Below are 11,181 nucleotides of genomic sequence, written 5' to 3'. Positions count from 1 at the left end.
GGTGTGTGTCAAGGGCGCCTTCGGCGTCCGCTGCGCGGATCTTCGACCCTTGACACACACCACCACGACCAGGGAAGGACGCAGCTGTTCCGGAGCAGCTCACCGGAGTGGTCGCGTGCCGGGGTGGACTTGGTCTGCCGGTGTGGATCCGGGGGATCTGGATCATGAGATTGGGTTCGAGTGGGGCGTGTTGTGTCGGTGTTGTGTCGGTGGCGCGTCCGGAGATCGGGGTCGGATCGGACGGTGTTTGCCGGCGGTGCATCCGGAGGTTGGGGTCGGATGAACCGAACCGAGGCGGAGGTCGTCAACACATCGTCGGGCTGATCACGCCGCGGGCCTGCCGTGTGTCGGCGGCGCTCGAACTCCGTGGCTTCAGGTCCTTGAGTTGATGGTTCGGTGGGTGGTCGGATTTGTCCGCATGCTGGTCGGGTTCGGCTGATAGCCGTGGGCTTGAACACCCTCCGGGGACCTCGGACATCACACAGCCTGTCCTAGGTCCCCAGTTCCTGTGCAAGCCCCCAGGTGATTCCACCGGGGTCCCGGGATGCGGACGAAACTGGCCATATGCCGGGCAAACCGGGGAGCCGGGCGAACCGGCCGAGCTGGGTCAGCCGGGTAAGTCGGGTGGAGTTGGATCAGCCGGGCGGGCTGGGTCGGTTTGCCGAGCTGGGTCAGCTGGGCATGCCGGGCGAGACCGGCCATTCGCCGGGGAAGCCGGGGAAGCTGGGCGAGCTGGGTCAGCCGGGGGAGCTGGGTCAGGGGGGCAAGACCGGCCAGATGTGGGGCGGCTCTGTTGGCAGCGGTGGTTGGCGGGTTGTGTCGTCGTTGGCGTGCTGCAACCCGGCTGTGCGCACAGACCCGTCAGTGCGGACGGAACTCGGCGGCCGAGAGGCCGGGTTAGCGGACGGTGATGGTGGCGTGGCCGCCGCGTACGGGGTTTTGGTTGTCGGTTACTTCTATTCGGTAGAGCTGGGTGGTGCCGGAGGGGGCTGTGGTGTCGGTGAGGGTGATGGTGGGGCGGCTCCAGAAGGTGGAGTTGGCGGTGGTGGTGGCTACTACGGTGTTGGTGGCGCCGCGGAGGAGGCGGTAGGTGAGTTTGATGTCGTCGTTGTCCAGGGACGTTTGGACGGTGGCCTTCACCTGGCCGGGTGTCGTGCTGGACAGGGTCGGCAGGGCTGGGCCTAGGGGTTTGGCGCCTGGGCCCAGGTTGGTGAAGCGGGTGAGGCCTTGTTGGCCGACGCCGTTGACCTTGGTGAAGTCGCCGCCGACCCAGAGGTCTGCGCCGCCGGTGGCGGAGACGAGTGGGCCGACCTCGGTTGGCGGGCCGGCGTTGGTGTTCGGGAACCAAGGGCCGAGTGAGCCGGTGGCTGGGTTTTGCAGGAGGAGGAAGTGGGCGCCGGTGCCGTCCTGGAACCCGCCTGGGCAGCTGTGTGCGTGCGAGCCCTTGAACAGCCAGCCGTTGACGTAGGTGACCGCCTCGGTGGCGCCCAGGCAGTTGTTCTTCCAGACCAGGTTGCCGGTGGCGACGTCCGCGGCCCATGTTCCGTCGAAGCAGCCGCCGCCGTCGCCGGCGTTGGCGAAGTACACCCGGTTGCCGGCAGTCTCGATGTCCTTGACCCGCGACGTGCAGCCACTGGACGGCAGCGGTACGGCGGATGCCGCAGCGAACGGGAGCAGCGCGCCGGTGGAGTTGTTGACGCTGGCAACCGCCCAGCGGTTGACCCCGCCGATCTTCGCGAACGTGCCGCCCAGATACACCTTGGAGTTGTCGTCGGCTGCGTCGATCGCGTACACGTCCGCGTCGGCGTTCGGGTTCCACGGCAGCAGGCTGCCGTTGACTGTGCTGATCGCGGCCACGCGGTTCCGGGTGACGCCGTTCACCAGGCCGAACGAGCCGCCGAAGTACAGGCTGGACCCGCCGACGGCGAGTGCCTTCACCCGGTAGGAGACGCTCGGTTTGATGGTCGAGACCAGTGCCCCGGTCGCCGTGTCGAAGGCCGCGATCCGGTTCCGCACCTGGCCGTCCACGCGGGTGAAGTCGCCGCCGACGTACACCCGGGAGCCGTCCGGCGCAGCCACGATCGACCAGACGACGCCGTTCAGCGTGTGGTTGAACGTGGTGTCGAGCGCACCGGTGGTCTGGTTGAACGCGGCCAGGTAGGTCCGCGTGGTCTGGCTGGTCCCTGCCGCCGCGCCCGGCGGACGGACCTTGGTGAACCGGCCACCGACGTACGCCTTGCCCTTGGCAACGGCCAGCCCGAGCACACTGGCGTCGGTCTGCCAGGCCGAGTTCGCGACCGCGGTCAGCGAGGCGCCGGTCCCGGTCGCGGGTTGGAGGGGTACGGCGCTCAACGCGAGACCGGCCGCCCCCAGCACAGCAATGACTCTCCCCATGAGAAGTCCCCCTTGCCCCAGACAACCAATGTACGACCGGCAACCCCCTGCCCGTCTATAGCAAGAGGGGTCTGCCCGATCAGGCAGACCCCTCTGGACCGGTACGACGGCCGGCTTTACTACGGCACCTTCACGCTGACCGACGGGCCCTTCATGATGTTGCGCCCGTCGTGCACCTCGATGTGGTACGTGTACGTCTGGCCGCGCTTCACCCCGGTGTCGGCCACCGTGTAGGCCTTCCGCGCCTCCCAGTAGTACGACATGTACTTGAACGACCCGATGTTGGTCGTCCCGCGGAACACGTTGTAGGTCAACGAGATGTTGTCCAGGTCGTACACGTCGCTGAACTTCACCTGCACCTTGTCCGAGGACGGGATCAGGATCGGCGCCTTCGGTACGGCGGGAGCCGCGCCACCCGGCGTGTTGGTGAACCGGGTCAGTCCCTGCTGGATCTTGTTGTTGACGTGCAGGAAGTCGCCGCCGACCCACAGGTCGGTGCTGGTCCCGGCCATCGCCAGCGGGCCGACTTTGGTCGTGCTGCTCTGGTTCGCGTCGGTGTTCGGGAACCACGGGCCGATCTTGCCGTTGATGGCGCTCTCGACCAGCAGGTAGTGCGTCCCGGTGCCGTCCGGGAACGCGCCGCTGTCGCTGCAGTTGTGCGCGTGCGAGCCCTTGTAGACCCAGTTGCCGATCGCCTTGATCGCCTCGGTCGCGCCCAGACAGTTGTTCTTCCACAGCAGCTTGCCGGTGCTGACCTGGGCGGCGAGCACGCCGTCGTAGCAGCCGCCGCCGTCACCGCCGTTGGACACGTACACGTTGTCGCCGAGGGTGTCGATGTCCTTCACCCGGGTGGTGCAGGTCGCGGTCGGCTTCGGGATCGCCGCCGCGGCCGGGAACGAGTACGCCGCGCCCGTGGTGTTGTTCGTCATCGCCAGCGAGTAGTGGTCCTTGCCGTTGATGGTGCTGAACGGGCCGCCGACGAACACCCGGGTGCCGTTGTCGGACAGGTCGATCGCGTACACGTCGCCGTTGGCGACCGGGTTCCACGGCAGCAGGTCGCCCTGGATCAGCCGGACCGCGCCGAGCCGGCTGCGGACGGCGCCGTCGATCCGGCCGAACGAGCCGCCGATGAACACGCTGTTGCCGAAGATGGCCAGCGCCTTGACCCGGGCCGAGACCACCGGGTCCCAGGCCGCGACCAGCTTGCCGGTGACGACCGAGAACATCGCGATCTTGCTGCGCTTGATCCCGTTCACGGTGGTGAAGTCGCCACCGATCACCACCCAGTTGCCGTCCGGGCTGGTGGCGATGCTGTAGACCGGGCCGTTCAGCTTGGGCGCGAACGCCGTCGGCGCCCCGGTGGTGCGGTTGAAGGCGGCAATGTAGGTGCGGGTGGCCTCCCCCTGGCCGGCCGGCTTGCCTGGTTGCCGGATCTTGGTGAACAGACCGCCGGCGAACACCGTGTTGCCGCTGATCGCCAGCGCGTTGACGCTGTTGTTGGTCTGCCACGAGGTCTGCTTGATGGCCGAGACGGCCGAAGCGAAGCCCGGAGTCGCCGCCTCCACCGGCGGTCCGGAGGGGATCAGCGCGGCGGCGACGACGGCCGCTGCGGTGACAAGGGCGAACACATACTTCTTCATCAATGTCCTTTGGACTGGGCGGGGGTCAGTCGTGGGGCGGTGCGTGCCTCACTGCACGCACCCAGCGGACCTTAGCGCTGCGTGAGGTCGACCGGAAGCCGACCTCACGCCCGCGTTATGACTTTGTGCTGCAGTTCCCAGACTCTGCGTTCATCGAGCGGCGAAGTGGTCCTGTACCTGAACCGCGCTGAGCGCGTACGGGTAGACCGCTGCCTCGTCGATCCCCATGCCGGTCTGGGGCGCCCCGCCACCCGGCCAGCTGTTGGTGTTGTCGTACCCCACCCGCCACCAGCCGTAGTACAGCGACGCCTGGCCGACGCTCGCGCTGCCGGCCAACGCGCCGTCGACGTAGAGCTTCATGGCGCCGTTGTCGAAGGTGCCGACCACGTGGTGCCACAGGCCGTCGTTCTTGCCCGACGTGCTGGTCAGCGTGCGCTGCGAGCCGTCGTTGACGCCGAACACGATCGAGCCGTTCGTGCGCATGTACAGCATCCGGTCCCCGCCGCCACCGCTGCTGGTGGTCTTGGAGTTGCCGAAGCCGATGATCCGGCCGCCGCGGTTGAACCCGCTCTGCCTGACCCAGGCCTCGACGGTGAACTGCTGCGGCATGCTGTACGCCTTCTCGCCGGCCATCCGGCCGCCGCTCGAGCTCGTCGTCATCGCCGTGTTGCCCGCGATCGCCCCGGCGGTGCCCAGCGTCACCCCGGTGTACGTGCCGTTGTTGCTCTGACCCGAGGAGTCGACCGAGGCCGTCGCACCGGCCGGCTCGCCCAGCCGCCAGTACGCCTGCGGGCCGTCGGCGTTGATGATCTGGTCGTACGACGTCGCAGGCGCCGAGGCGACCGTGACCGGGTCGGAGTAGTTGCCGCGGATCGTCGTACTGCCGTCGGTCACCTCGACGCGGTAGTTCGTCACCTCGCCCGGTGCCGACGAGGTGTCGGTGAAGTGCAGCCACGGCCGGTCCCACGGGGTCGACTTGGCGGTCACGGTGTCGATCGTGGTGTTGCTGAACCCCTTCAGCAGCCGGTATGTCAGCGTGCTGTCGTCGTTGTCGACCACGGTCGGGAAGTGGATCTGCACCACTCCCGGCTGGACGCTGTACGGGAGCAGCTTGGCCGGCTTGGCAGGCGCGGCACCCGGGGCCGCGTTGGTGAACCGGGTCAGGCCCTGCTGGCCGACGCCGTTCGTGGTGGTGAAGTCGCCGCCGACCCAGAGGTCGTTGCCGCCGGACGCGAAGGCGAGAGGGCCGACCTCGGTGGGCGGTCCGGCGTTCGTGTTCGGGAACCAGGGGCCGAGCGTGCCGTCGGACAGGTTCTGGGTCAGCAGGAAGCGGTAGCCGAAGCCCTGCGGGAAGCCGCCGGCGCCCTGGTTCACGCAGTCGTGCGCGTGCGAGCCCTTGTAGAGCCAGCCGTTGACGACCTTGACCGTCTCGGTGGCGCCCAGGCACTGGTTCTTCCACTTCAGCGTGTTGGTGGCGATGTCGACCGCCCAGGTGCCGTCGAAGCACCCGCCGCCGTCCCCGCCGTTGCCGAAGTACACGGTGTCGCCGCTGGTGTCGATCGCCTTGACCCGGGTGGTGCAGGAGCCGTTCGGCGGCGGTACGGCGGACGCGCCGGGGAACGGCAGGACGCCGCCGGACAGCGGGTCCAGGCTCGACACGGTGTTCTGGTTCGTGCCGTTGACCGTGCTGAACTGGCCGCCCGCGTACACCTTGGAGCCGTCGTCGGCGACGTCCACGGCGTACACGTCGCCGTTCACGGCCGGGGCCCACGGCAACAAGGTGCCGGCGTCCGCGGTGACCGCGGCCAGCCGGAGCCGCTCGATGTTGTTGACCAGGCCGAACGAGCCGCCGAAGTAGACGGTGCCGCCGGCAACCGAGATGGTCTTCACCCGGTAGGAGACCGAGGGCTTCCAGTTCGTCACCAGCGCGCCGGTGGCAGTGTCGAAGGCGGCGATCCGGTTCCGGGTGACGCCGTTGACGGTGGTGAAGTCACCGCCGATGAAGATCCGCGAGCCGTCCGCGCTGGCGGCCACCGCGTACACCTGGCCGTTGAGAACCGGGGTGAACGCCGTGACCAGGTCACCGGTGGTCTCGTCGAAGGCGGCCAGGTAGGCCTGCGCGACCTCGTTCGTCCCGGCTGCGGCGCCCGGCGGACGGACGCTGGTGAACCGGCCCCCGGCGTACACCTTGCCGTCCGCGACAGCGATCCCCTGCACGCTCGCGTTGGTCTGCCAGGTCGGGCTCTCGGCCGCCGACAACGAGGCCTCGATACTCTGCGCGGGCGGTGCCAGCACCAGCACCAGCGACCCGGCGATGAGAGCGCCCACGACCCCCAGACGCGCGAACAGCCATCTCTTCTTCATGCTGCGGTGTCCCCCTCGGACAGGCGCGATCGCCGCGCCGCACTCGACTCTCCGGACTGCCCCCGGAGATCCCCGAGAAGAGAGTAGGCCACAGACAGAGATGGTTTGGCCACCCCGCGCCCACGGCCCGGGTCTGCCTATATCCTGGGTCGCTGGCTCGAAGGGAATGGGGTACGGATGGAACCGGGCACCGTGGTCTGGCGGGAGACCGCGCAGTCACTGCTGCGGCAGAAGTGGCTGATCATCGGCTGCATCCTGCTCGGACTCGTCGGCGCCTCGGTGTTCGCGTTGTCCCAGACCGAGCGCTGGACCGCGTCCAGCCAGTTGGTCATCGGCCCCGCCGTACCGCCCGCCTTGGTCGGGAAGCTGCCCAGCAGCGCGGACAAGACCGGCCCGCTCGGCATGGACCTGCCGGCCGAGACCCAGGCCCGGGTGATGGCCAGCCCGACCCTGCTGCGCAGCGTCGCCAAGTCGCTCGGGCTGCCGACCACCGACCGGACCGTCCAGGACCTGGCCGCGGTCACCCGGGTCAAGGCGGTCACCGACAACGCGTACCTCGTCACCACGGACGGCCCGACCTCCTCCGAGGCGGTACGGCGCGCCAACGCCATCGCGGCCATCTACCTCAAGCAGCGCAACGACGAGGCCAAGTCCCTGCTGACCACGCTGGCCAGCCAGGCGCAGGACCGATCGAAGACCGCCACCCAGCAGTCCCGGAGCCTGGTCAGCCAGATCGACGAAGCCGTCCAGCGAGGCGACTCGCAGACCGCGGCCGCGCTCCGCGACCAGCGCGTCGGGCTGGCGACCGAGGCCCGCCAGGCGGCCGACGACGCGGCCGCGATGCTCAAGGCGCTGACCGCAGTCGGCGCCGGCAGCGAGCTGGTCACTCCGGCCACCACGGACACCGCGACCGCGTCGCCGATGGTTGCGCGGGACGTGTTGGTCGGCGGCATTCTCGGCCTGGTGCTCGGCTTCGGCCTGGCGCTGCTGCGGTCGCACCTGACGCCGTACATCCTGACTCGTGACCAAGCGGCCCGCGCGGCGAGCTCGCCGGTGATCGCGGCGTCCGAGGGCAACCGGCGCCGGTTGTGGCACCGGGAAGCTCCCGAGCTACCGCAGTACGAGATCACCGCGCTCGGGGCCGAGGCGAGCGGCGCGCTCGCCCGCCGCGAGCTGAACCCGCGCGCCTTTGCCGGCGGCGGTCCCGGTGCGCTGCTTGTCGTCTCCGCCTCACCGACGCCGAACTCGGCCGGGATCGCGCTCGCGATGGCCGAGGCGAACGCGCGGGACGGTCGCGAAACCCTGCTGATCCTGGCCGACGTCGAAGGTACGCCGGTTCTCCCGCACGTGACCGGGCACGAGGGGCTCACCGACCTGGTGCACGAGCCGGCCGCGACCCGCGCGATCCGGGCGCGGAAACTGTTCCGTCCGGGCACGGTCGCCGACCTCTACGTGCTGCCGCCGGGCCTGAACCACGAGGAGACGGCCGAGGCTGTCGGGCCGTCGCTGGTGCCGGGCATCGTCGCGGACCTACCGCCCGGGTACTCCGTGGTCATCCACGGTCCGGCCGCGGTCGGACGGCACGGCATCACGCCGCTGGCCGCCGCGGTCGACGCGTCGGTGCTGGTGGTGCAGGTCGGTCATGACAAGGAGATGGATGTCGCCCGGCTGACCGGCGCTCTGCAGTTCGCTGGGGCTCCGGTGCTGGGCGTCGTACTGATCGGCGCCTCGGCGCATGACGAGACGCTGGGTATCCCGCTGAACTTCAAGCCGGTCGAGTCGGCCGCTCCACCGATCCGCTGACCGTGTCGACGTACCAGCTGGCTCGGCCGGTGCCGGGGACCGTTGACGAGGTCCAGAAGCCGGCCTGGTTCTGGCTGATGCTGTGGTGCCTGTTCGTGCTCGGCGTCCAGCCGTGGTCGTCGCGAGTGGCCGCTCCGCAGGGCACGACCGGCTCGACGAACAGCCTGATGAAGGGGCTGCTGCTGGGAGCGATCTTCCTGATCGCGCTGGCGGCGACCAAGCCGGGGTTCCGGACGCGGGTCAATCCGACCAGCAGTCTGTACGTGCTGTACGTGATGTTCGCGACCGCGACCGCGTTCCTGCTGGCCGAGCCGACCGGGCCGTTGATGCGGCTGGCCCGGTTCCTGATCGGGCTGGTGCTGGTCTTCCTGCTGTGGCGGCCGCTCGTGCAGGTCCCGGAGCGGTTGATCCGGGCCCATCTGTGGGCGCACCTGTTGCTTGCTTCAACGGTCGTGCTGAGTCTGGCGTACGCACCGAGCCAGGCCTGGCGGCCGTTGAGCTCGCTCGGGACCGGGTACCGCCTGCAGGGTGTCATCATCCCGATGCTGCCGCCGCGGGTCGGCGAGGTCGGGGCGATCCTGCTCGGGCTCGCGCTGATCGGGTTCATCTGCAAGAAGCTCTCGTTCGTGCCGGCCGCCGGACTGATCGGGATGGGCGTCGTCCTGGTCGCGGCGAGCCGGACCCGGACCTCGGCGGCGGCGATCGCGTTCGGGCTTGTGCTCGCGCTGATCCTGACAAGAAAGACGTGGTTCGGTCGGTTCGTGAGCCTCGCGGTGCCGGCGCTGGTCGGGATCGCGTTCCTGACGATCGGGTCACTGCATACCTGGCTGCTGCGCGGGCAGGGGACGCGGCAGATCAGCTCACTCAGTGGCCGGACCACCAGCTGGCAGGCAGTGCTGGACGAGAAGGTGTCGCTGCAGACGGCGATCATCGGTCACGGCCTCGGCAACAAGCGGGTGCTGCTGCGGCGCGGTGAGGGCGACATCGACGTGATGGCGATCGACAACAGCTGGCTCGGCCTCTACTGGGAGACCGGCCTGGCCGCGGTCACGATCGTCGCCATCGCGCTGATCGTCGCCTGGGTGGCGGTCCTGCGCGCGCCCACGCCGTACGTGAAAGCCTGCGGCGCCCTTCTGCTCGGCTACATCACCGCCGCCTCCCTCAACGAAAGCGGCCTGTCCGACCTCAGCTCGATGACCCTCCACCTCCTGGTCGCCGCCGCCGTCTGCGACGCCGACCGAATCCGCCACCGAGCCAGACAGGCGGCCGCCGCTCAGCGACAAGCAGGCTCGATCGCCCGAGCCAGCATCACCACGGGAATCGGCTGACGGCGGTCACGTCCTCGGCTGTCCACTTACCCGTCAGCGTCGGCGGGACCCGCTCGCACAGGCTGTTCGAGCCGCAGCGTAGCCGGTCTGGTCAGGTGGTGACGGAGTCCTGGTCGAAGCCGGCTTCTTGCCATTCGGGCCAGGTCATGGTTTTGCCTTGGTAGGCGAAGCGGTTGCCGGTGAGCTGGTAGCTGTTGCGGCGGAAAGTGACGGCGCCGGGTTTGGTGGGGGAGCGCTTGTTCTCGACGACGCCGGTGCTGGCGGTGGCGTTGTCCATCACGACCAGGTTGCCTTCGATGACGACGTCGGCCAGGACGTAGGTGCCGCGCGGGCCGTCGCCGCGGGTGCGGGACTGGATCGAGATGCCGTTGCGGTTGCTCTTCACCAGGTTGCCGCTGACCTGCACGCCGGCCGAGGTGTTCACGTTGATCCCGCCGCCGTCCCACAGGCTCCCGCCGGACCCGCGGCCGGTGCCGAAGCCGTTGCCCTCGACCACGTTCTGGTCGATCACCGCCTGGTAGCTGATCTCGTACCGGATCCCGTCCGCGGCGTTGGCCCGGATCCGGTTGCCGGTGATCCGCCGGTCGTACTCGGCGATGTCGCTCCACATCCCGATGCCGCGGTTGGCCACGATGTCGTTCCCGGACACCTCACCCGAGGACCGGGTGGACTTGATCCCGCCGGACTCCCAGTCGGCGATCCAGAACCCGTCGGTGTTGTTCCGGGTGACCAGGTTCCTGGTGATCCGGACCCCGGCCGACTTGTACTGCCCGATCCCGAGCTGGCCGTTGTCGGCGACCGTGTTCCCGCTCAGCTCGGCCCGGTCGCCCTCGATCACCATGATCCCGACCGCGTGGTTCCAGCGGACCTCGTTCGCGGTGACCTTCCAGCCCGGGCCGACCTGCAGCGCGCCACCTTGCGGCCGGCTGGCGAAGTGCTCGATGGTCAGCCCGCTGACCGTCACGTTCCTCGCCGACTTCTCGATCGCGGTCGGCGTCCGCGACATCTCGACCACCCGGCCGTCCGGATCCTCGGCGACGTACACGGCGTTGCTCGAGTAGTCGCCGTAGAACGTTCCCGGCTTCAGCTCGTCCAGACTCATCACCCGGGTCAGGTGCTTGCCGTCGACAAACACCTGCTCACCGCGCTGGCACGGCTTGGTCTTGTTGTCCTCGCACTGTCCTTTGAGCTCGTACGGCGCCGGCAGCACCCCACGCACCACCCACCGGTCGCCGTCCCGCTTCCACCCGTCCAGCTGCACAGATCCGGTTAGTACGACGCCAGCGCCGCCACCCAACGTGTCGCCGGTCCGCGGCCGGATCGCCCGGCTGATCCGATGCACGCCCTTGGCGAAGCAGAACGTCGTCCCGGAAGGCTGCCCGTCGATGACCTGCTGCGGATCGGCTCCGACCGGAATCGCAGTACCCCGGCAGGGCATCGCCGTACCAGGGCCGGTCGGACCGAGCGCCGCGGCGGCCGCAGCCGGGGGAGCGGTCGGCACTGTCACGGTCGGCGTCGCGGCTGAGGTCGTCGGCGATGGTGCGCCCGCGTCGTCCGAGCAGCCGGCCAGCAACAACAGCAGCACGGCACCACCGGCCGTGACAGCACGACGCCTCATCCACGTTCCTTCACAGCTGCCCCCGGCCAACAGA

The 11,181-nt window shown here is 69.2% G+C and carries 6 protein-coding genes; 2 read left to right on the top strand and 4 right to left on the bottom strand.

Annotated elements, in window-relative coordinates:
* Positions 1 to 897: 897 nt before the first annotated feature.
* The 3 genes from AB0H36_RS42780 to AB0H36_RS42770 form a co-directional block, all read right to left on the bottom strand.
* Positions 898 to 2,394, bottom strand: coding sequence for a fibronectin type III domain-containing protein (locus tag AB0H36_RS42780; RefSeq protein WP_360536927.1), 1,497 nt, complete (start codon positions 2,392 to 2,394; stop codon positions 898 to 900).
* 119 nt (positions 2,395 to 2,513) lie between these two features.
* Positions 2,514 to 4,034 (bottom strand): fibronectin type III domain-containing protein, encoded by a 1,521-nt coding sequence (locus AB0H36_RS42775; protein ID WP_360536925.1) that lies wholly within the window; start codon positions 4,032 to 4,034, stop codon positions 2,514 to 2,516.
* A gap of 150 nt (positions 4,035 to 4,184) precedes the next feature.
* Positions 4,185 to 6,398, bottom strand: coding sequence for a LamG-like jellyroll fold domain-containing protein (locus AB0H36_RS42770; RefSeq protein WP_360536923.1), 2,214 nt, complete (start codon positions 6,396 to 6,398; stop codon positions 4,185 to 4,187).
* Positions 6,399 to 6,575: 177 nt separating this feature from the next.
* Here AB0H36_RS42770 and AB0H36_RS42765 point away from each other — a divergent pair, with 177 nt between their 5' ends.
* The gene (locus AB0H36_RS42765; protein ID WP_360536921.1) at positions 6,576 to 8,201 is read left to right on the top strand and encodes a Wzz/FepE/Etk N-terminal domain-containing protein; all 1,626 of its coding nucleotides are present in this window, start codon (positions 6,576 to 6,578) and stop codon (positions 8,199 to 8,201) included.
* A gap of 2 nt (positions 8,202 to 8,203) precedes the next feature.
* Positions 8,204 to 9,529, top strand: a complete 1,326-nt coding sequence (locus tag AB0H36_RS42760; protein ID WP_360536919.1) for a hypothetical protein — start codon at positions 8,204 to 8,206, stop codon at positions 9,527 to 9,529.
* Positions 9,530 to 9,620: 91 nt separating this feature from the next.
* Here the strand turns inward: AB0H36_RS42760 and AB0H36_RS42755 are convergent, their stop codons facing one another.
* Positions 9,621 to 11,147 carry a right-handed parallel beta-helix repeat-containing protein gene (locus tag AB0H36_RS42755; protein WP_360536917.1) on the bottom strand — a complete coding sequence of 509 codons (1,527 nt, stop codon included), beginning with the start codon at positions 11,145 to 11,147 and terminating at the stop codon, positions 9,621 to 9,623.
* Between the last annotated feature and the right edge of the window lie 34 nt (positions 11,148 to 11,181).

Source organism: Kribbella sp. NPDC050820 (assembly GCF_040653975.1).
Taxonomy (GTDB): Bacteria; Actinomycetota; Actinomycetes; order Propionibacteriales; family Kribbellaceae; genus Kribbella.
The sequence above is the reverse complement of the archived record's forward strand: the minus strand, read 5'-3'. Positions and strand labels throughout refer to the sequence as shown.

What these genes read in the sequence shown, in the direction of transcription:
- AB0H36_RS42755 (WP_360536917.1), bottom strand. Translation starts at nt 11,147, where the DNA reads ATGAGGCGTCGTGCTGTCACGGCCGGTGGTGCCGTGCTGCTGTTGTTG.
- AB0H36_RS42765 (WP_360536921.1), top strand. Translation starts at nt 6,576, where the DNA reads ATGGAACCGGGCACCGTGGTCTGGCGGGAGACCGCGCAGTCACTGCTG.
- AB0H36_RS42780 (WP_360536927.1), bottom strand. Translation starts at nt 2,394, where the DNA reads ATGGGGAGAGTCATTGCTGTGCTGGGGGCGGCCGGTCTCGCGTTGAGC.
- AB0H36_RS42770 (WP_360536923.1), bottom strand. Translation starts at nt 6,398, where the DNA reads ATGAAGAAGAGATGGCTGTTCGCGCGTCTGGGGGTCGTGGGCGCTCTC.
- AB0H36_RS42775 (WP_360536925.1), bottom strand. Translation starts at nt 4,034, where the DNA reads ATGAAGAAGTATGTGTTCGCCCTTGTCACCGCAGCGGCCGTCGTCGCC.